We start from the raw sequence: 19,768 nt of genomic DNA on the forward strand, positions 1-19,768 counted from the left end.
CCTCGTAAAAGCCGTATCATTCATTTAACCTAACTAGTAAATTATTTTAGCACATTTGCGACAGATTCCAAACGAAAGTCGCTTCACAATTTTAAACAATAGCAGCTCAAAACAAAAAAGGAGCAGGCTCCGCTTAAGCACGGAAGCCTGCTCCTAAGATCCGACATTCAATTGCTTACTCTACAACCGTCGTGCTTCCTTCGGTAGCCGGTATTTCATCCGAAACGACCGGGTCCTCCTTGAGGAGCATCTCCTGGCCTTTTACTTGCAAAATGCCAAGCGCTTCGTCTACAGTCTGCTTGTCGTCCTTCACCTTCTGAAACTCCTGCTGGGCAGCCGCTCTAAATTCTCCCCAGAAGTTTTGAGGCAGCTTATCAAAATCCTTGTAGCTGTTATTCGTGCTTGGCTTCAAATTATAAAATGCCGCGTAATTGCGGCCTTCCGTATCCGTTATATACTTGGTGCGAACCGGCAAGCCGCCATAATTGTTGGATTTCGTTTTTACTCTGGCGTAATCTTCACTCGTTACATAACTAAGGAATTCCCATGCGGCTTCCTTGTTCGGGGAATCCGCTTTGATTGCAAACAAATTATTGAATGACATCATATTGGATTGATCCGGATTTTGCTGTCCGACCGGAACGGTTACCAAATCCCAATTTTCCACCACTTTATCCTTCAGCTTCTCGTTGCTGCTCGCTTGCTTAATCTGCGTGACGTAATTGCTGTCGCCAATGGCCATTGCCAAGCGGCCGGATACGAATGGATCTCTCATCAGGTAATCCTCGTACGACGACCCCATGGATGCTTCTTGGTTATTCATGCTTTCAAAATAAAGCGCCTTTGAATTGACCGCATCAAGCGCAGTTTGAAATGCGTTTTTCCATGAGTCGCTATTGATCGTCATTTGCTTTTGCGATGCATTTACATAGTTGACGCCTTCGGAAGAAGCAATCATGCTTGCTACATCGAATAACTCCTCGTTATAGCCCATTTTCAAACCGTAGATCCGATCCTTTGCTTCTCCATCAGTCGGAAAGCGGCGAGCAAGCTGCAGCACCGCATCCCAGCTCATCCGATCGGTCGGAAGCTCAATTTGATATTTTTCAAATAGGTCCTTATTGTAAAATAAAACTTGGCTATAAAAATTCGGAGACATCGCGAACAGCTTGCCGCCGCCCTCTTCTCTCAAATAATCAACCATGCCGGGGATAAGCCCTTCAGTGTCATATTTCTCTTTCTCCATCACTGCATCCAGATCATAAAGCTTACCGTCCAGCGCCATCTTTTTGTACTGGTCAGAACTCAGCATAAGGATATCAGGCTGCTTCTCTTCAATCAGCTTGTCCAGTGCAGCATCATAATCCTTCACTTCACCTGTATACATACTTTGGTTCGAAATCACTTCAATTTCAACATTTGGATGCAAGGCCGAGAACACCATACCGAATTCTTGGAAAAAAGCATTTTCGTCATAATACATGACTTTCAGCGAAGACGGCTGATTTTTATCCGGTCCTTTATTATCCCCGCCAAAGCTGCAGCCTGATAAAATAATAGCGATGATTACAAACGGTAAAGAAAATTTTGTTAATGCTTTCATTTTTAAATTCCTCTCTCCTTTTTCTACTTCTAATATGTACCAAATATAGTACGTAGGTTACTGGATAAATGTTGCAGTTTTTCATCTTTTCAAGGAGGAATCCGCATAAATAATGTATGCAGCATCCAAAAAAAGAAGCATGCTTCGCTTCATGCGAAAGCCTGCTTCTTATTCGATAATTATGATGCCAGTCTTCTTAAACGAATCTTTTTTACAATAATCCCCTGCGAGGGAGAGAATAAAAAAGCAATTATGAACAGTACCCCAGCCGCGCATACCATGCATCCAGCAATCGACGCGTCCAGCATGACTGCTGCCCCGTAGCCGATGAACGAACTCGCAACGCCAACCGCTACGCTCAGCGCAATCATGAGTCCAAGGCGGTCGGTCAGCAAGTAAGCGGTGGAAGCAGGTATGATCAGCAAGCCTACAACCAGTATGGCGCCTACACTCTCGAAGGAGCTTACCGTTGCCATGGAGACGAGACCCATCAATAAATAATGAAACACAGCTACAGGGATGCCGATTGCTGCTGCAAGCGCCGGATCGAATGCACAAAGCTTAAATTGCTTGTAAAACAATCCGATTACCGTCACGATGACAAACAGCGTGACTCCGAGCAGCCATACTGCCTTCGGCCCCATATTGACGCCGCCCAGCTCCCATATATTCCAGTGCACATAAGCAATTTCTCCATAGAGAATGGCGTCTTGGTCCAAATGCACCTGACGCGCATATAAGCTGACAAGAACGACCCCAATGGCGAACAAAGCCGTAAATACGACTCCGATCGATGCGTCGGATTGAATGCCGCTTTGCTGGAACATTTGAATCAGAAAAGTGGTCAGCAAGCCGCATAACAGCGCAGCGAACATCATGAGCAGCGAATCGCGCGAACCGCTTAGCAACAACGCAATAACGATACCCGGCATTACCGAGTGGCTGATGGCATCCCCGATCATCGCCATTTTGCGAAGGACAAGAAATACGCCCAGAACGCCGCAGCAGCTGGCTACAAGCGCACCCGTAAGCAAAATCCAAAAGTCGCTCATAAAGCAGCCTCCTTCTTCACGCCGCTCTCAAGGTGGAGCTCATGATCTCGAATATAGCGCTGCTTCACTTTTTGGCGCAGCATCCGTTTGGCGATTAAGCCGCGCTGCGGGCCAAATAAAATCGAAATACAGAAAAGCAGAGTCGCAGCCAGCACCGTTACCGGACCGGTTGGCAAATTGGACACGGACGCGCTAATCCATGTGCCTGCCGCACCGCTGACAGCGCCGAACAAGCCTGACAAGACGACCATTAGTCCAAGCCGGTCCGTCCAATATCTCGCTGATACGGCTGGCGTGATGAGCAGCGCCGCTACGAGCACAACACCAACCGCCTGAATGCCGGCAACGACAGCGACTACGATTAGCAGCATGAGCAATTGCTCCAGAAAAGCTACCGGATAGCCGATGCCTTTAGCAAAGCCCGGATCAAAGGAGATGATTTTAAATTGTTTAAATAGCAGCGTGCAAATCGTTATGAGCGACACGCAGACAACCGTCATTGTAATCACGTCCGAGGCGATCATCGAAGCCGCCTGGCCGAACAAAAACTTATCCAAGCCCGCTTGATTGCCGTAATTGCCATGCTGAATTAACGTAAGCAGCACGATTCCGAGCCCAAAAAAACTAGATAACACGATGCCCATTGCCGCATCCTGCTTAAGCTTGGAGTTTCTCGTTATATAACCAATGCCGAACGTTGCGATGATGCCGGCAATACCCGCGCCGATCAGAAACAGTCCGATCGATTTGATTCCCGTGAGCATAAAAGCGATGCATATTCCCGGTAGAGCGGCATGCGCCAGCGTATCGCCCATCAAGCTTTGTTTCCTCAAATAAGAGAAACATCCGATTACTCCGCTGCTTAACCCAAGCATCGTGCAGCCAAGAAAGATCCACTGCATGTTCGGATCAGCAAGCATCGACCATATTTTATCCATGGCTCACTCACCCTCTCCGCCATGGCGTGTCGGAGGCTGCAGGCTGCGATCCAGAAAGGCGAGTCTCCCGCCGTATGTGCGTTGTAGTTTTTCTTGTGTAAAGGTTTGCTCTGTCGGGCCATAGGCTTGAAGCTCCACATTGAGCAGCAGAACGGAGTCAAAGTAATCCTGAACCGTCGCTAGGTCATGATGGACGACGATGACGGTTTTCCCTTGCAGCTTCAGCTCTTGCAGAAGGGTAATAATCGCCTTCTCCGTTGCGGCGTCTACGCCCGCGAACGGCTCATCCATGAAATACAGCTTCGCATCCTGCGCCAGCGCACGCGCAAGAAACACACGCTGCTGCTGTCCGCCCGACAGCTGGCTTATTTGCCTGCCCGCATAATCCGCCATTCCGACCTTGCCGAGGCACTCCAGCGCAAGCGCCTTATCCTTCGCGCTAGGGCGGCGAAACCATCCTAAATGCCCATAGCGCCCCATAAGTACGACATCCAGCGCATTCGTCGGAAAATCCCAATCCACCGATTCGCGCTGCGGCACGTAACCGATTATTTTCCGCTGCTGCTTATATGGCTTTCCGTATACTAGCACTTCCCCGCCAATGCTCGGTATAAGTCCAAGCGCCGCCTTCATCAGCGTCGATTTACCGGCTCCGTTCGGACCGATTACGCCGACCAGCTCTCCCTCATTCACTTCAAAGGATACGCCGCGCAGCACCGGCTTCTTCTGGTATGCCACGCTCAATCCTTTAATGGCTAGCGGTGCTATCGCCTTCGTATTTGGCTTTACTGCTGTAAAGATTTGGCTCATGTTCATCACTCGCTTTCATAACTTGATTTCAACTATTTCAAGGCAGCTACAATCGTATCTACGTTGTGCTTTACCATTCCGATATAGGTGCCTTCCTCCGTACCCGCATCGCCCATCGCATCGGAGAATAGCTCCCCGCCAATTTTGACCTCATGTCCTAATTGGCGCGCTCCTTCAATGACGGACTCAATCGATTTTTTAGGTACGCTGGATTCGATAAAAACAGCTTTGATTTTTTTCTCGACCAAGTAGTCGCGCAGCTTGCTGACATCCTTCGAGCCATATTCAGACATCGTATTCATTCCTTGCAAACCCGTGACAGTTAACCCGTAGGCTTCGCCAAAATATCCGAATGCATCGTGTGCGGTTACCAAAATGCGGCTTGCTTCCGGAATCAGGGCAATTTGCTCCTTCGCATACGCATCAAGCTCTTCAAGCTGCTTGATATACGCCGCCGCACGCTCTTTATAATAATCGGCGTTGGAAGCATCCTTCTCAACCAATGTATCGCGAATGACCTCGGTTGCTGAAATCCAGAGCTTCACATTAAACCAGATATGCGGGTCATGCATGCCTGCTCCCTGGCCGGGAGCAGTATGCAGCTGATCTTCCGTCAAATACTCAGACACGGCAACCGTCGGCTTGCGCTTCTCCAAAGACTCGAACATCTCAGCCATTTTACCTTCTAAATGCAATCCGTTATAAAAGATAATGTCCGCATTGTCCAGCTTCTTCACATCGCCTTGCGACGCTTTGTACAAATGGGGATCGATCCCTGCGCCCATCAAGCCGCTCACTTCCACAAATTCGCCGCCTACCTGCTGGGCAACGTCCGTTATCATTCCCGTCGTCGCTGTAATGTTCAGCTTGCCGCTGTCGCTTGATGCTGACGGCTGACCGCAAGCCGACATCACGATCGCCGTTATGGCCAAAAACATAATCGTCATTATAAATCTGCGAAGAGCTGAATTAACCTTGTGTTTTTTACGCATGAATAAAACCTCCTGCTTCCTTGTCATTTTTTATATGCGATAAGATTTGCCCTTATGAATTTTAGTTTGCCTTATGCCTCTTTTTTTATAATACACAAAAATGTTTCTCAAGTGCAACATTTTTTTTTAAAAACCCACCCATTTTCACAAATAAAAAAAACAGGCCGGAGCGTCAGCTCCAGCCTGTTCTTGACGATTCGTTACCTTATTCATTTGCTGCGTTTTGGTTTGTATCCCCTGCTCCGTTAGCACCGGCATTGGCATCGGCATTGTCTGCCGCCTTCTTCTTAGGCACGCCATACAAGCCTATCTCCTGATCATACGCGTCAAAAATCTTACGTGCGATAGGCGAAGCGCCATAACCGCCGAAGCCGCCATCCGGAATAACAACCGCTACAGCAAGCTTAGGCTTATCCGCAGGCGCGTAGGCGATAAATACCGCGTTCTCTGCGGTACGTCCCGCAACCGATTGCTCCGAGGTTCCTGTTTTCCGTCTATAGGTATAATCTACGCCTTCGAATCCTTGTGATTTTACCTTCGACATCCCTGTTTCGATTTCTTTCCAATATTCAAGAGGGAAATTAACCTCATTCAAAATTTCAGGCGTGTAGCCTTGAATGACGTTTCCATCCGAATCCTTTATTTCATTAACAAATTGCGGCTTCATCCGTTTGCCGTGATTAGCCAGCATCGCTGCATATTGCGTAAGCTGCAAGGTCGTGTAACGTCCTTGCTGACCAAAAGAGGCCTGTATCAGCGCGGACTGCGCACTGCCGCTCTCCGCCTCTTTAAAGTACTCAATGATGCCCTTTGTTTCATTAGGCAATCCGCTGCCCGTAAGCACGCCGAGGCCAAACTGCTTCATGTAGCTGTCCCAAATCTCAACGCTGCTTTTGCCCTTTTGCGAGCCTCTCATGTAAAGCTTGTTGCCGACCATCGCAGCCATGAACGGGTTAGAAGAATTTTCAATCGCCCCTGCTCCGTCAATGCTGCCATAAATATGACCTTGGGAGTTGCCGATATAGGTCTCATAACCTTTTCTTCCGTATGCGAATCTCCCCGTATCCGTATAACGGGTCGTCGTCGTAAACAATTTCTCGTTCAATCCGATAAGAACGCTAAGCGGCTTCATCGTCGAACCCGGAGGCAGAATGGACGAAGGATGCTCTTTCATCTCATCTTGGGTATACTTTCCGTAAACCGTACGGATCGTGCCATTGGATAGGATGTTCGAGAAGTTTTCGTAATCTGCCTGGCTTATGCTTCCGCCTGCCCAAATATTCGGATCGTAATCCGGCATGCTTGCCATCGCCACGACCTTGCCGGTATCGACTTCCATCGCTACCGCAAATCCCGTTTGCGCATAAGGCGCACGCTCAAATTTGCTTGTTGATTTTGTTATTTTTTTCAATTGATCCATAATGGCAGCTTCCGTGGATAATTGCACGTTTTTATTAATGGTCAGATAAATGTCGGAACCCTTTTCGGGAGTCGTGATTTGCATCGGGCCAATAATGCGTTCCGCATTGTTGACCGGGTAAGTCTTTAAGCCGTTTTTACCGCGCAAAATGTCCTGATACATGAACTCAAGACCGTCCATGCCCACGTCTTCTTCCTCTAAGTACTGAAGACGCGCGTCCTCTTCCTTCGTCTTTTCCTTGTAGAAATCAACCGTTTCCCGTATGCCTTTATATTTTTTCAAATAGCCTACGAGCTGTACCGCTATTGAATCCGTGTCGTAGTTCCGAACGCTTTCCTCCATGATGTCGACGCCTTTGAAGGATGTGCGGTTTTCCATGAAATAGGCAATTTCATTATTCGTCAAACCAGATTTAATCCGCCTTGGAGTTGAAATATTATTCCGTCTGAAATCGAGGTCCATCTGACGGATGATATCATCCACTGTCATTTTCTTAGCTGGATCTCCGAATTCATTAAATACCTTTAGCAATTTTTCAGCCATTTCCTTCGCGTTTTCCTTGGCATCCGCCAGCTTAAGCTCAGGCTGAATGCTGAAATACAAGGACTGGGTTGAAGTTGAATACGCGATCGGGTAACCCGTAGAATCGTAAATATTGCCCCGTATCGGCGGAAGCTTCACGCTGCGCGTGCTTTTGTCCAAACCTTCTGCGCTAAGAGTAGGTCCCTCGACGAACTGAAGGATGGCAAGCCGCACGATCAATACGCTGAACAATGCAAATGTAATAAAGAAAAATAAATTCAATCGGAACGAAAAGTGACGTCTATTGATAATTTCCCGCTTTTGCGGATCGTCTTGCACGTCTTATCACCTCATAACCCATTCATAAATTTTAAACCGCTCCTGGCTTCGCTATGCGTCACGAATATGAGTATCATCAAATGACGGCGGATTAAACCAATCCCCTGCGTTTGCCCAAGTGGCATCCAGCGGAATCCAGCCTCCTTCGCCTTCACCAATACGCACTTCGTTCCAAGCATGCGGGCCAAAACCGCCGCGACCGTCGGCGCCCATGCCCGTTACGACTCGCACTTCAAGACCTGCCGATCTAGCCATTACCGCATATAAACGAGCTATATCTATACATACGCCTTTGCGCGTATCAAAAGTTTCGGGCGGAGTTTGTTCTTTCCAAATACCCTGTTCCTCATAATTACGGGCTTTATCATAGTCGTAAGCAATTCTTGTGCCCAGCCACTCGTAAAGGCTGCGTGCCTTATCCTCATTCGAAACCGCATCCTTTGTCACATGAAGCGCGGCCTGTTCGATATCCTCAGGAATGGCATAATCAATAATCTCATATTTGCGCTGTAAAATTTGCTGGAACTGTGCTTCTACAGCTTTGGTCAGCACGGGGCCTTGGCCGGCAAGAACATCGCCAGCAACCGGTCTGAGCCATGCGGCCGCTTTGCTGTAAATCTGCGATTCGGATATTTTGTCGACATACCAGCCGTTTGGAATAAGGGACACATAAACAAACAACAAAGCAACAAATAGGAATGAACGTCCTGCGCCATGCGCTGCCCCAATGATTGCGCCGGCAGCGCGGCTTGCGATTCTGTTGCCCCTCGTGCCGTCTGCCCGCTCTTCCCTGTTGCCGCGCAGCATACCTTCCACCGCGCGAGCAACGATAGGCTCCAGAAAAGAGGCTATTGTACGCAGCAGCAAATACCCAAGCAGAAACAAGACGCAGTAGCGCAGCAGTGCAAAATCCCGCATGCTCGTGAGGAAAGTAAACCATGCTTGCTCTAAGCCGCTAAGCTCATGCAAGGGTACCTTCACGCTTTTAATCAACCACTTCGCTACGACGGGAGATAGTCGGTTTGTAAGCTGCGCTGCGAGCGCCAAACAAGCGACTAAGACAACGCCCTCCCATACAAAAAAGAAAAGACGCCTCGCAGAACCCGACGCGCCCCTCCGCAAACCTTGTACAAGAGAGCCAAGCAGAAGCAAAAGTACAATAACGGCAATAGGCTCAAGCTCTCTAAACATTTGATCCCAGCTCGTCATAAGCATTACCCATTCTGCTTCGCTTGGTCGATAAAGGCTTGAATCGCACTGTTAACATCCAATTTGCCAAGCTCGGTTCCCCGGAATGATACGGAAACCTCGCTCGCACCCGGCTCTCCGGTAAGTTCAACGTTTTTCGTTTTTACCGTAAAGGTTCCATCCGAGTTCGTCACGAAGGCAGCGTCCTTTGCCTCGCCTACCATGGCATTAACCGCTTCCTGCTTCAACGTGTCTACCGCGGTTGTGCCGATCGCCTTCAGGTCATCCATGCTATAGCCGCTGTACACGACAATGCCAAGCACGATTGCTGCAACGATCGCCCATTTCAAGACGGTTTTCACGATTCTGACGATAAGGAATAGCACGATGAGCGCAATGACAAGCACTAGCCAATGTTCTTTGAAAAAAGTTGTCCACGTATCCAAATCATAGGTAGAAAAATTCAAAAAATCCAAACCTGATCCCCTCCATTATACCTCGTACAAAATGCCATTACAAAATATTATAACCTACGAAATTTAGGGCGTAAACGCTCGCCCCCTTTTTATCCAGACATATCCTGTCCCATAGAAACGTACAAGTATATAAGTATGTATTTGGCAAGGAGGGCAGCCCTGTGAAAACCGCTGTTTGGCTCTATCTATTTCTGTTTATCGCCTTTTTCGATTTGCATGCGCAATACCCGATTTTAACGCCTTTTGCTATCTCCTTAGGCGCAGCCCCTTCCTTTATCGGACTTATGATGGGCATGTATTCCATTACGCATTTGCCCGGCAATCTTATCGCGGGCTTCGGCGTTGACCGTTACGGCAGCAGATTTTTTATCGTGTTCAGTCTCATGGCAGCAGGTGTCGTGCTCCTCTTCCAATCGCATGTGACCAATCCTTGGCAGTTGCTCCTGCTTCGCTCCATAAGCGGCTTTGTGCTGGCATTTCTGTCGCCTGCGTGTCTCTCGCTGCTGGCCAGAATTACGAGCGACCGAACGCAGCAAGGAAAGCTCATGGCAGGCAATGGCCTTGTTCATACGCTTGCATCCGTCGTATCGCCTGCGGCAGGAGCATACCTCGTTGCCAAAATCGGGTTTGCGACCGCATTTACGTTGCTTGGCTGGGTTCTGATCGTTACATCCGTTTGCGCGCTTTTCTTCATAAAGGATATTCGAGCTAAAGTGGAACCGGCAGCCGTTGAAGCGAGCAAAGTGAAAAAGGAGAAGCTTACGCTAGAGCAAGCTACCCCTATCCCATGGCTTGTCTTCTTGCTGCCGGTTGCCGTGAGCTGCGCTCAAGGCATACTCTCGTTCGAGCTGCCGCTGCTCGCCAAATCGCAAGAAGCGATGATGACGACCGGCCTCTTATTTTCGGTAGTAAGCATCGGGGCGCTCGTTACGCTGAGCATGCTCTTCCTGAACCGCGTTTCCGCCTATCAGCGTACCATATGGGGCTCCTTGATTCTTGCCATTATCTATTTTGGCATCGCCTCCGACACGCCTGTGCCGCTCACGGTTATGCTGCTTTTGGTCGGAATGGCGAAAGGAGTCATTTTGCCAGCGCTGTCAACGCTGTTAATTGAGCTTAGCGGCGGAGCCCGCTACGGGCGAACATTTTCTGTATTATCCATCGCTTTCTCAGTAGGCGCATTTATCGGGCCTATGGCCGCCGGACAAGTTCGGGACCATATTTCGCCTTATTACATCGCATTTATCGCGCTCATGATCGCCGTAACCGTCCTGCCCTTTCACATTTCGCGCTCACTGTCCTCCCGAACCCATTTTTCGTAGGCGTGGGTATATGCACAGGGCTAATCTCTCGTAGGTACATATGATACATTATGGCAGATGACCAGTTGGGAAGCAGGCATTAGCTGAAGGCTGTCATCGTTCTTACGTAAAGGAAAAGGGGTGACTCCATAAATGTCTGGACATGTAAGCTCCGAAAATCGCGGTTGTGGACACAATGGCTTATCTAATATTGGCATTATTCTCGTATTGTTTATCCTTCTCGTGATCATTGCGTGCACTTGCTTATATTAGCAAATGAGAAAAAGCCTGCCCCGCGCAGGCTTTTTCTATTGGTCGCCAAACCATTCGGCTATCGGTAAAATTGAAAATCGGTGGTAAACTATACGTACGCAGCTAGCTTCCTGCCACTAATCACTTACCCGAGGTGACTACAATGAATATCGCCATAATCGTAGAAGGAAAAAATGACAAATCGCGGCTAAAGCGCGTCCTCCATCCCGATGTGCCGATTTATTGCACGTTCGGCACGCCCGGTTCCGAGCAGCTGGACAAGCTTCGCAAGCAGGTGGGGCATGATCAAGCTTACATTTTTACCGACAACGATTCCTCCGGCAAAAGAATTCGCTACCTGCTGCGCGACGTTTTTCCCGATGCTGAACATATTTACACCCGCAGAGGCTACTCCGGGGTCGAGCACACGCCTCTGGAATATTTAATCGAGCAATTAGAAAAAGCGGGGCTCGATGCGCATATTTTGTACCCTGCGCAGAGTCCCGCTTCGATTTGGAGCAAAGATGAATTTTAAAGGATTTTGTTTAACTCCGCTACGATTTGGTCAGCTGTCAATTCCTCTTTGCTGCCATCGATCCATTTGCGTATTTGGCCGTCTTTATCGACAATCGTAATCGCATTCGTATGCATAAATGAGCCATCCTCGTTTTTGATTACGCCAACGCCAAAGTCCTTGGCAAGCTGCATCGTCTTCGCTTCATCGCCGCGGAGGAACCGCCAGCCGTTAAAATCGGCAAAATGGCGCTCTGCAAAGTCGTGAATAACCTCCGGCGTATCCCGAACCGGATCGAATGTAATGGAGATGAGCTCAGCCTTCGTGCCGAGCTTGCCCTCTGCCTCAAGCTGATCCTGTACCTGCGAGAGCAGGAAGGTCGTCGGCGGACATACATCCGGGCAATTGGCAAAGTAGAAATAAACGATGCGCGCCTTGCCGTTAGTGGATGCGAGCGTAACCTCGTTCCCGTCAAGGTCCGACAGCTCAAAAGCCGGGGCTGCCATCTCGATTGGAAGCGTCTGCTTCTCCGGCATGCCGTATGTTATAAATAAATAAATGCCCATAGCTGCACATAGCGCAAGAACGGCTATCTTGAAGCTATGCTTTTTTACAAATTCCACGCCCGTCCACTCCTTAAAGCAATGATTATGATCCCGTCGTATTAAGAATCATGGCAATAAAAATGATCATTAAATAATTGACCGAGATAAGAAAGTTTGTTTTGGCCCATTTCTCCGTATCCTTGGCACCAGTTCCGCGCAGCGTATGGACAAGCCATACCCCGCCTCCCAGAATCGATATGATTAGAAAATAAATGCCTACGTATCCATACGTGTAAAAGAAGATTCCAGTTGGCAGCAGCAGCAAAATGTAAGGAATCATTTGCAGCTTTGTCCGTTTGATTCCCTTCACGACAGGCAGCAAAGGAAAACCTGCCGCGCGGTACTCCTCTACTCTGCGAATCGCAAGCGACCAGAAATGAGCTGGCTGCCATAGGAACAACAAAGCAAACAAGATCCAAGCCCCAGCGTCAATCTCATTGGTTACCGCGCAGTATCCGATAACAGGCGGCATGGCGCCTGAGATTCCGCCTACCGACGTGCTCCATGTCGACGTCCGCTTCAGCCACATCGTATAAATCACGATATACACGAACCATCCGAGCAGCCCAAGCCAGCCCGACAGCGGATTTACAAGCGCGAACAAGATGAGCAGTCCCACGACTCCTAAAATAATTCCGTAAAGCAATACCGTCCCTGGTTGCATCCGACCGGTTGGCAGCGCGCGATCCTTCGTACGCTCCATTTTCAAATCGAGTTCCCGATCCCAATAATTATTAATGACGGTGGCCGACGCTATCGTCAAGGTTGAACCGACTAGCGCCCATATGAGCAATAGGACATCAACGTCCCATTTAGAAGCAACCAAGAAGCCACCTAGCGCAGCAAACACATTAAGTCGAAGTAGCCGCGGTTTTGTCAATGCAATTAAGTCTTTCAGCACGAAGCGAGCCTCCCGAGTTATGCGACAAGACGCCTGTGGCGTCTATCATCCATTGATGAATCGTTTTTAATCATACCGAAAAAAGAATGCAATGACAACGTTCGACGGCTTTGTTCATCATTTTGCCACGCAAATTGTGACAAATCATTTAGTAACCATTTTGGTGGGCGCCGAGTACTATGGCTATATAGTTTGATGCCTATGTCGCTCCGCGCATCAAACCTATCTAATGTATGCGAAGGGAAGTGAACCGTTAAGTCCATGGCAGTCATTAAAACGAATTCCGCGGATACGAACATGCTCGCCAGGCTCATGCGCGCAGAGGCTGAAGGCGAAGGCGAGCTCGGGATGCTTATGGTTGGCAATGTCGGCGTAAACCGCGTACTTGGTAATTGCTTGGACTTCAGAAACATCCGATCCATACCAGATATGGTATACCAAAGCCCAGGCGGCTTCGAGGCGACGACCAAAGGTTACTTTTACCAAAGTGCACGCGATAAGGATATTCGGTTGGCGGAGCGAGTCATCAATGGCGAGCGTCAACGCCCAGCTTCAAACGCGCTATGGTTTTTCCGTCCAGCAGGCGACTGCCCTGACACATGGTATGACCAAGGCAACAGCGGAAGATATAAAGCGCACTGCTTCTTTGTTCCTACGCAAGGAGATTGTCCTGCCGTTTATTAAATTCAATTTCTAAGATGTGAAAGTGAGGAAATTTAAAATGTCTAACGGTTATGGCTACAAAAATCAGGTAAGTCCGGCAAATGTAGGTCCAACACAAGGCTTCGGCGGGTATGGCTATCCTATGGCCGGGCAAGCAACTACGTTTCCTGTAGCTGGTCAGGCAGCGCCGTTCCCAACTGCGATGCCGATGCAGCAAATGCCTATGCAACAAATGCCGATGCAGCAAATGCAAATGCAGCAAATGCCTCCCGCTTCCGTGCCAAGCGGCGCTTTTGTTACGCCATCTGGCGGCAATATCGTTACGCTTCCGGCGGTAGAGGAATCTTATGTAGAAAACATCTTGCGCTTAAACCGAGGAAAGATGGCAACGTTCTATATGACATACGAAAACAATCGTGAATGGAATGCCAAGATCTTCAAAGGAATCATCGAGGCTGCCGGACGCGATCACATCATCATCAGCGATCCGACAACCGGTATGCGTTACTTACTTTTGACGCTTAATTTGGACTATATCACCTTCGATGAGCCAATCGCTTATGAATACCCCTTCCAAGGCGGCGTAGTCAACTCCTCAACTCCTCTTGGCATGGCTACAATCGGCACTGCGAATTCCAGCCGTTAATCGGGTGATGCCGCGCTGCTGCTCGGATGTGCCGGCTTAAATGTCCAGATATGCAGCTTCGCAGGTCCGCCAACGATCCACTCCGATACCCGGAACCAAGGAGAACGCTCATTGCAGCGTTCTTTTTTGATTTGCTCCGCTTGCTCCTCGCTTGCCGCGTTCCATACCTCCACGAATAGGCCGGGCTGATCTGTTCCTTCATATAATTGCACATCATGGCCTTCTTCGAGCAGCTTGTTCGTATAAATAAGATATTGCTCCCGCCATTCCTCGGAAATCCGGTATTCCGCAAAACAAATATACATTGCCTTCAGTCTCCTTTTGCTATCATTGATAAAGTTCCCCCGCTCCGTCGATACTACACCTAATCATTTGATTTAGGAGGAATCGACATGGACACAGGCACACATCTTGTTATGGGCATCGGACTCGCCGGACTCGCGGCCATCGATCCTGTAGTAGCAGCTAATCCATCGATTCAAACAGCCGTGCTGCTCGGCACGGTTGTTGGATCGCAAGCGCCGGATTTGGATGGTCTTCTTCGCCTAAAAGGAAATGCCGTCTATATCCGCAATCATCGCGGCATTTCTCATTCTTTGCCCGCAATCGCCATATGGACGTTGCTGATTACCGGCATTCTCCAATTGTTTTACCGCGGCAGCCTGCCTTGGCTTCATATTGGAGGATGGGTACTGCTCGCCGTCTGCGTGCATGTATTTACCGATTTGTTCAATACCTATGGCACTCAAGCGATGCGGCCTTTTACGGATAAATGGATTTCATGGAACATCATCCATATTTTTGATCCCATCATTTTTACGGTGCATGTCATTGCTATTTTAATGTGGGCAGGCGGCTTAGCAAATCCCGCTTTTTTATTTCCGCTCATGTACTTGTTTCTAGCTGTGTATTTCGCATGGCGGACGCACACAGCCAAAAGCACCGTTCAAAAAATGAAAACACTTGATGCCGAGTACCATGAGGGCGATGTCTACATCGCGATACCGACCATATCGCTTACGATATGGAACGTTGTCAAGCAAGTAAAAAATGGCGGCTTCGTCATCGGCAATTTACGCAACGGCACTTTGAAGTGGCTAGACCGGGTACATTGCTCAGACCATCCGGCCGTCGCGAAATCCAAAAATGATCCCGCCATACGATCCTTTTTGTATTTTACAAGCTTCGCCTGTGCAGATGTTCGCGAGCATGAATGGGGCTATGAGGTCAGATGGTGCGACGTTCGGTATCGGCATCGCAAGCAATACCCATTTGTCGGCGTCCTGCTCATGAACAAAAGCTATGAAACGATCGGTTCCTATGTAGGCTGGCTAAGCGATGAGCGCTTAATGAAACGATTGCGTATGGATACTTATTGACATTGACGTCGAAAGCCCTTTGATGCAAAATAAAGGGGCTTTCTTTTTTTGCCCTGCGATTAAATAGAGCTTACAATAGCAAAGAAGCCCAAGGCAAGCCTGGGGCTTCAATTCATCATTGTATTAGAAACGATTAACGGGAACCGCCAGAAAGCTGTTGCTCAGCAATTTGGACTAGCTTTTTCGTAATGTAACCGCCAAGGGAACCTGCATCACGTGTCGAAACATTACCGTAGTAGCCATCTTGAGGAATTTGCACGCCTAGTTCTTGCGCTGCCTCAAGTTTCATTTGTTGTAGTGCTTGGTTAGCTTGTGGAACAACAAGTTGATTGCTTCTGTTGTTTCTTCCTGCCATAATGTATTTCTCCTTTCGTCCTCTGCACTTTGATGTGTGTTGCAAGCTTGCAAGCTTATTATGTGCACCCTTGGGGAAACTATTCTGAAAAATTTTAAATTATATTGACGTTTTGTTAAGGAGAGAAAACATCGTGTCCAAACCGCTATCCCTGTTCTTTTCGGTACTTGCCATCTTATTTATGAGCGCGATGGCCGTTTCCATTAGCTATAATGGCTGGCTCGTATTATTATTTGGCTTATTAAGCCTCTTTACCATCGGAGCCGGGTTTATCGTGAAGGCTCGCTTGCGGCGAAAAAAACAAGGCTGACGCCAAGCGTCAGCCTTCATTTTTTTAAGCTTTATTAACTGCGGGGAGCAAGGAAGCCCATAAGCTCTTTCACATCTGCAAGCGTGCGATCTGCAATAACGGAAGCCCGCTCAGCGCCTTGCTTTAAGATTTGATGAATCTCGCCCGAGCTGCGAATCTCATTATATCTGGCTTGCAGCGGCTCGATAACCGAAACGACATGCTCCGCCAGCTCTTTTTTGAACGGACCATAGCCTTGTCCCTCATAACGGGCTTCGATCTCTTCAATCGTCATATTCGCACAATGCGAGTAGATGCTCATCAGATTGCTGATCTCTGGCTTGCTCGCTGGATCGAATTTCACTTCGCGGCCCGAATCGGTTGTCGCGCGGCTAATTTTTTTGCGGATAACGTCCGGCGGGTCAAGCAAAGCAATGAAGCTGCCGGCATTAGGATTGCTTTTGCTCATTTTTTTGCTAGCATCGTCCAGTGACATTACTCTTGCGCCTACTTTCGGAATATAAGGCTCAGGAAGCGTAAAGTACTTTCCGAATCTTGTATTGAAGCGATGCGCCAAATCGCGCGTCAGCTCCAAATGCTGCTTCTGGTCATCTCCTACCGGTACCAGGTCAGCATTGTAAACTAAAATGTCGGCTGCCATCAGCGCCGGATATACGAATAAGCCAGCGCCTACCGAATCTTTGCCTTCAGATTTATCCTTGAACTGCGTCATTCTCTCCAGCTCGCCCATGTTGGTAAGCGTCGTCAGCAACCAGCCAAGCTCCGCATGCGCGCGCACATGCGATTGAACGAACACGTTCGCCTTAAGCGGATCGATTCCAGCAGCGATAAATAAAGCGGCTACCGCTTCCGTTTGCTCCCTTAGCGCAGCGGGGTCCTGTGGCACCGATATGGCGTGCAAATCCACCACCATAAAAAAACATTCCTCCGTATCCTGCAGCTTTACGAAGTTTTGCATCGCGCCGATATAATTTCCAAGCGTAAGCTGACCGCTTGGCTGAATGCCGGAAAGTACCTTTTTCATGCGACTTCTACCCCTTTTCATTTTTGATTACCGAAAATTCGGCTTAAAAAAACGCAAAAAATCCCCCGCCGCAAGGGACGAGGGACCGTGGTGCCACCCTAATTCGTTTATGGTGCGCTCTTTTATAGAAACGAAGCGCAAATAGCCCATAAACCTTGTTGCTCCATAACGGGGAGCTTCCGTACAAACATCTTCGGCAGCGGCTGCTGCCAGTTTCCGTTCATCGGCTCCGGGGCCCATTCAGCATCGACGCTTGCACCGGTTCGCAGCTACCACCGGCTCTCTGCACGCATTCAATCGAGCTTACTTATTCCCATCATTGCATTTACAACGATTATACCGTTGTAAACATGAATGTCAAGCGCACAAATAGTTGTCCTATTGTAGGCAATTAATGCATAAGCTATACTAATCGTAATAATTACATAAAAGAGAGGATCACTCTAATGATGAAATTCATTTTGCGCTATGGCACGCCACTGCTTGGGGTTGGATGCCTGATCATGATCGCGCTCATCATAACGAATCGAGAGCTGCCCTTGCATCTGTTTAGTGCCGCGAATATGCAGTCCTTCAAAATCTTATTCATAAGCATTATATTAGAAGCTTTTCCGTTTATCCTGCTCGGCGTGCTGTTCTCCGCTTTGCTTCAAGTATTCGTTACCGACGAGCATATCCGCAAATTCACGCCAAAAAATCCGATAGCCGGCGTATTATTCGGAGCCTTGCTTGGACTCTTGTTCCCGCTTTGCGAATGCGGCATGATTCCGGTCGTACGCCGCCTTATTCGCAAGGGGATGCCCGCTTATATCGGAATCGTATACCTTCTTGCTGGCCCCATTGTGAATCCGATCGTATACGCGTCAACATTCACTGCATTTCGAACAACGCCCGCGATGGCATATTCAAGAATGGGACTAGCCTTTGCCGTATCGGTTGTTGTCGGCTTACTCCTTTATAAATTCATGAAAAGCAGTCCGCTCAAAGCAGCATCCGCAGCCTCGCCGTTCCAAATGATACAGCATGGGCATACCCATAGCCATCGCCACCATCACGAGCATACAGCCAAAGGATTTCGCGGCAGAGTCGCCTCGATTTTATCCCATGCCTCGGATGAGTTTTTTGAAATGGGAAAATATTTGATTTTCGGCGCCTTATTAACGGCTATTCTACAGACAGCGATCGACCGCAGCACGTTTAACGCTTTTGCAGATCAGCCCTTATACTCCTATTTATTTATGATGGCTTTTGCCTTTATCCTATCGATTTGCTCCACATCCGACGCCTTTATTGCATCATCGTTTACCGGCATGTTTGACGCGGGGCCGCTGCTGGCCTTTCTTGTGTTCGGTCCAATGATCGACCTGAAAAACACGCTTATGCTGCTGACGACATTCCGAATTAAATTTGTGCTTGTCCTCATTGCCTTAACGGCTGTATTGACCCTTATCGGAGCTTGGATAACGGAGGTATTCCTTTTATGACACATCATCTTATACGCGCTGCCATATTAACCGGTTTTGCCATGTTTATCGTCTATTTGGACCGCACTGGCGAAATGATCTTATACATCGCTCCAAGAATGGAGCTCTATGTGAAGCTGTCGGCGATCGGTCTTTATGCGGCAGCCATCTATCAAGTCTATGCGGCGCTCCAAAAGCGTCTTGGCAATCAAGTGCCGGACTGCGATTGCGAGCATGAGCATTCACCCTCCCTATTCAAAAATATTATGATTTACGGATTATTTATTTTCCCGCTGCTGCTAGGCTTCCTTGTTCCGACCGGAACGCTTGGCAGCGCGCTTGCAGCCAAAAAAGGAGTTAGCTTCTCGGGGAACTCCTCGATCGAACGCGCTGCCGCGCCAAGCTCTCCTTCGCCGGCTATCCACGAAGCGGAATCCACCCCGCCGCCTTCTGCTGTACAAAAAAATCCAAATACAGGCAGCAGCGAAACCTTATTTCCTTCTGATGAGTATACGGCGGACCATGCTGCATACGGCAAAAAGCTTTACAAGCAGCCGCTTATTTCCGTTCCGGAGAAACAATTTATTGAAACGTTAACGACGCTTGATCTGTACCGAGAAGCCTTCATCGGCAAGGAGATTGAAATAACGGGTTTTGTTTATCGCGAGGAGGATATGGGCAAGGATCGTTTTGCTGTCAGCCGCTTTGCCATGAGCTGCTGCTCTGCCGACGCGCTGCCTTACGGATTAATGATCATTTGGCCAAAAGCGATGGATTATGCGGATGATGAATGGGTGTCGGTTAGAGGAGAATTTACGACCTCAACTTATCTGGATAATGAGATTATTGCACTTGAGGCAGTCAAGCTTACGAGAATAAAAGCGCCAGAATCGCCTTATGTGTATCCTGACTTTGATTTTGGCCTTTAGGTTGGGCATTTGCTCGATCTAACGCTCGTTCAACCAGAATAAAAAAAATAGCGGTGCAGGGCTAATCCCCTGTACCGCTATTTTTC

At 48.5% G+C, this 19,768-nt stretch carries 21 protein-coding genes and 1 other annotated feature; of the genes, 8 read left to right on the forward strand and 13 right to left on the reverse strand.

What is annotated here, in order from left to right; translation table 11 throughout:
• Nucleotides 1-175: 175 nt before the first annotated feature.
• The 8 genes from ADU23_RS01230 to ADU23_RS01265 form a co-directional block, all read right to left on the reverse strand.
• Nucleotides 176-1,603 (reverse strand): ABC transporter substrate-binding protein, encoded by a 1,428-nt coding sequence (locus ADU23_RS01230; protein ID WP_053372075.1) that lies wholly within the window; start codon nt 1,601-1,603, stop codon nt 176-178.
• 179 nt (nt 1,604-1,782) lie between these two features.
• Nucleotides 1,783-2,655 carry a metal ABC transporter permease gene (locus tag ADU23_RS01235; protein WP_053372076.1) on the reverse strand — a complete coding sequence of 291 codons (873 nt, stop codon included), beginning with the start codon at nt 2,653-2,655 and terminating at the stop codon, nt 1,783-1,785.
• Entirely contained in the window at nt 2,652-3,593 is a 942-nt protein-coding gene (locus tag ADU23_RS01240) for a metal ABC transporter permease (RefSeq protein ID WP_053372077.1), read from the reverse strand. Before ADU23_RS01240 ends, ADU23_RS01235 begins: the two co-directional genes overlap by 4 nt.
• Nucleotides 3,594-3,596: 3 nt before the next feature.
• Nucleotides 3,597-4,403, reverse strand: a complete 807-nt coding sequence (locus ADU23_RS01245) for a metal ABC transporter ATP-binding protein (protein WP_053372078.1) — start codon at nt 4,401-4,403, stop codon at nt 3,597-3,599.
• Nucleotides 4,404-4,435: 32 nt separating this feature from the next.
• Nucleotides 4,436-5,395, reverse strand: coding sequence for a metal ABC transporter solute-binding protein, Zn/Mn family (locus tag ADU23_RS01250; protein WP_157265543.1), 960 nt, complete (start codon nt 5,393-5,395; stop codon nt 4,436-4,438).
• 205 nt (nt 5,396-5,600) lie between these two features.
• Nucleotides 5,601-7,676 (reverse strand): peptidoglycan D,D-transpeptidase FtsI family protein, encoded by a 2,076-nt coding sequence (locus ADU23_RS01255; RefSeq protein ID WP_053372080.1) that lies wholly within the window; start codon nt 7,674-7,676, stop codon nt 5,601-5,603.
• 51 nt (nt 7,677-7,727) lie between these two features.
• Nucleotides 7,728-8,891 (reverse strand): transglutaminase domain-containing protein, encoded by a 1,164-nt coding sequence (locus tag ADU23_RS01260; RefSeq protein WP_231637285.1) that lies wholly within the window; start codon nt 8,889-8,891, stop codon nt 7,728-7,730.
• Nucleotides 8,891-9,340 (reverse strand): hypothetical protein, encoded by a 450-nt coding sequence (locus ADU23_RS01265; protein ID WP_053372081.1) that lies wholly within the window; start codon nt 9,338-9,340, stop codon nt 8,891-8,893. Before ADU23_RS01265 ends, ADU23_RS01260 begins: the two co-directional genes overlap by 1 nt.
• Before the next feature lie 161 nt (nt 9,341-9,501).
• Between ADU23_RS01265 and ADU23_RS01270 the strand changes: the two genes are divergently transcribed.
• Nucleotides 9,502-10,662 carry an MFS transporter gene (locus tag ADU23_RS01270; RefSeq protein WP_053372082.1) on the forward strand — a complete coding sequence of 387 codons (1,161 nt, stop codon included), beginning with the start codon at nt 9,502-9,504 and terminating at the stop codon, nt 10,660-10,662.
• Between the two features lie 394 nt (nt 10,663-11,056).
• Nucleotides 11,057-11,428 (forward strand): toprim domain-containing protein, encoded by a 372-nt coding sequence (locus ADU23_RS01275; RefSeq protein WP_053372083.1) that lies wholly within the window; start codon nt 11,057-11,059, stop codon nt 11,426-11,428.
• On the opposite strand, the gene ADU23_RS01280 is transcribed toward ADU23_RS01275, so the two are convergent.
• Together ADU23_RS01280 and cyoE are read right to left on the reverse strand one after the other, a co-directional pair.
• Nucleotides 11,425-12,030 (reverse strand): SCO family protein, encoded by a 606-nt coding sequence (locus ADU23_RS01280; RefSeq protein ID WP_082310956.1) that lies wholly within the window; start codon nt 12,028-12,030, stop codon nt 11,425-11,427. The two genes, ADU23_RS01275 and ADU23_RS01280, sit on opposite strands and share 4 nt — an antisense overlap.
• Before the next feature lie 25 nt (nt 12,031-12,055).
• Nucleotides 12,056-12,934: a heme o synthase gene (cyoE, locus tag ADU23_RS01285; RefSeq protein WP_082310957.1), complete on the reverse strand. Its 879-nt coding sequence runs from the start codon at nt 12,932-12,934 to the stop codon at nt 12,056-12,058.
• A gap of 240 nt (nt 12,935-13,174) precedes the next feature.
• Here cyoE and ADU23_RS01290 point away from each other — a divergent pair, with 240 nt between their 5' ends.
• Entirely contained in the window at nt 13,175-13,597 is a 423-nt protein-coding gene (locus ADU23_RS01290) for a cell wall hydrolase (RefSeq protein ID WP_053372085.1), read from the forward strand.
• 37 nt (nt 13,598-13,634) lie between these two features.
• A complete protein-coding gene (gerQ, locus tag ADU23_RS01295; protein ID WP_053372086.1) occupies nt 13,635-14,222 on the forward strand; it encodes a spore coat protein GerQ in 588 nt (195 codons plus the stop codon).
• On the opposite strand, the gene ADU23_RS01300 is transcribed toward gerQ, so the two are convergent.
• The gene (locus tag ADU23_RS01300) at nt 14,219-14,527 is read right to left on the reverse strand and encodes a hypothetical protein (RefSeq protein ID WP_053372087.1); all 309 of its coding nucleotides are present in this window, start codon (nt 14,525-14,527) and stop codon (nt 14,219-14,221) included. The two genes, gerQ and ADU23_RS01300, sit on opposite strands and share 4 nt — an antisense overlap.
• An 87-nt stretch (nt 14,528-14,614) precedes the next feature.
• Here ADU23_RS01300 and ADU23_RS01305 point away from each other — a divergent pair, with 87 nt between their 5' ends.
• Nucleotides 14,615-15,601: a metal-dependent hydrolase gene (locus ADU23_RS01305; protein ID WP_053372088.1), complete on the forward strand. Its 987-nt coding sequence runs from the start codon at nt 14,615-14,617 to the stop codon at nt 15,599-15,601.
• A 133-nt stretch (nt 15,602-15,734) separates the two neighbouring features.
• Here ADU23_RS01305 and ADU23_RS01310 read toward each other — a convergent pair whose 3' ends face one another.
• On the reverse strand, nt 15,735-15,956 hold the full coding sequence (locus ADU23_RS01310; protein ID WP_053372089.1) for an alpha/beta-type small acid-soluble spore protein: 222 nt from the start codon (nt 15,954-15,956) through the stop codon (nt 15,735-15,737).
• A 133-nt stretch (nt 15,957-16,089) separates the two neighbouring features.
• Between ADU23_RS01310 and ADU23_RS33090 the strand changes: the two genes are divergently transcribed.
• On the forward strand, nt 16,090-16,266 hold the full coding sequence (locus tag ADU23_RS33090) for a DUF5325 family protein (RefSeq protein ID WP_176707833.1): 177 nt from the start codon (nt 16,090-16,092) through the stop codon (nt 16,264-16,266).
• Between the two features lie 34 nt (nt 16,267-16,300).
• Here the strand turns inward: ADU23_RS33090 and trpS are convergent, their stop codons facing one another.
• Complete coding sequence (gene trpS, locus ADU23_RS01315; RefSeq protein ID WP_053372090.1) at nt 16,301-17,290, reverse strand: tryptophan--tRNA ligase; 990 nt, start codon at nt 17,288-17,290, stop codon at nt 16,301-16,303.
• 70 nt (nt 17,291-17,360) lie between these two features.
• Nucleotides 17,361-17,619: a binding site (T-box leader), on the reverse strand.
• A 117-nt stretch (nt 17,620-17,736) separates the two neighbouring features.
• Here trpS and ADU23_RS01320 point away from each other — a divergent pair.
• Together ADU23_RS01320 and ADU23_RS01325 are read left to right on the forward strand one after the other, a co-directional pair.
• Nucleotides 17,737-18,774, forward strand: a complete 1,038-nt coding sequence (locus ADU23_RS01320; protein ID WP_053372091.1) for a permease — start codon at nt 17,737-17,739, stop codon at nt 18,772-18,774.
• Nucleotides 18,771-19,682 (forward strand): TIGR03943 family putative permease subunit, encoded by a 912-nt coding sequence (locus ADU23_RS01325; protein WP_053372092.1) that lies wholly within the window; start codon nt 18,771-18,773, stop codon nt 19,680-19,682. The genes ADU23_RS01320 and ADU23_RS01325 overlap by 4 nt, the downstream gene beginning before the upstream one ends.
• The last annotated feature ends 86 nt before the right edge of the window (nt 19,683-19,768 follow it).

This window comes from Paenibacillus sp. FJAT-27812 (assembly GCF_001273905.1).
Lineage (GTDB): Bacteria > Bacillota > Bacilli > Paenibacillales > Paenibacillaceae > Pristimantibacillus.

Coding starts and splice junctions, on each gene's coding strand:
- ADU23_RS01250 (WP_157265543.1), bottom strand. CDS start 5,395: ATGCGTAAAAAACACAAGGTTAATTCAGCTCTTCGCAGATTTATAATG.
- ADU23_RS01310 (WP_053372089.1), bottom strand. CDS start 15,956: ATGGCAGGAAGAAACAACAGAAGCAATCAACTTGTTGTTCCACAAGCT.
- ADU23_RS01325 (WP_053372092.1), top strand. CDS start 18,771: ATGACACATCATCTTATACGCGCTGCCATATTAACCGGTTTTGCCATG.
- ADU23_RS01305 (WP_053372088.1), top strand. CDS start 14,615: ATGGACACAGGCACACATCTTGTTATGGGCATCGGACTCGCCGGACTC.
- ADU23_RS01260 (WP_231637285.1), bottom strand. CDS start 8,891: ATGCTTATGACGAGCTGGGATCAAATGTTTAGAGAGCTTGAGCCTATT.
- gerQ (WP_053372086.1), top strand. CDS start 13,635: ATGTCTAACGGTTATGGCTACAAAAATCAGGTAAGTCCGGCAAATGTA.
- ADU23_RS01275 (WP_053372083.1), top strand. CDS start 11,057: ATGAATATCGCCATAATCGTAGAAGGAAAAAATGACAAATCGCGGCTA.
- ADU23_RS01300 (WP_053372087.1), bottom strand. CDS start 14,527: ATGTATATTTGTTTTGCGGAATACCGGATTTCCGAGGAATGGCGGGAG.
- ADU23_RS01320 (WP_053372091.1), top strand. CDS start 17,737: ATGATGAAATTCATTTTGCGCTATGGCACGCCACTGCTTGGGGTTGGA.
- ADU23_RS01245 (WP_053372078.1), bottom strand. CDS start 4,403: ATGAGCCAAATCTTTACAGCAGTAAAGCCAAATACGAAGGCGATAGCA.
- ADU23_RS01230 (WP_053372075.1), bottom strand. CDS start 1,603: ATGAAAGCATTAACAAAATTTTCTTTACCGTTTGTAATCATCGCTATT.
- ADU23_RS01240 (WP_053372077.1), bottom strand. CDS start 3,593: ATGGATAAAATATGGTCGATGCTTGCTGATCCGAACATGCAGTGGATC.
- ADU23_RS01290 (WP_053372085.1), top strand. CDS start 13,175: ATGGCAGTCATTAAAACGAATTCCGCGGATACGAACATGCTCGCCAGG.
- ADU23_RS01235 (WP_053372076.1), bottom strand. CDS start 2,655: ATGAGCGACTTTTGGATTTTGCTTACGGGTGCGCTTGTAGCCAGCTGC.
- trpS (WP_053372090.1), bottom strand. CDS start 17,290: ATGAAAAAGGTACTTTCCGGCATTCAGCCAAGCGGTCAGCTTACGCTT.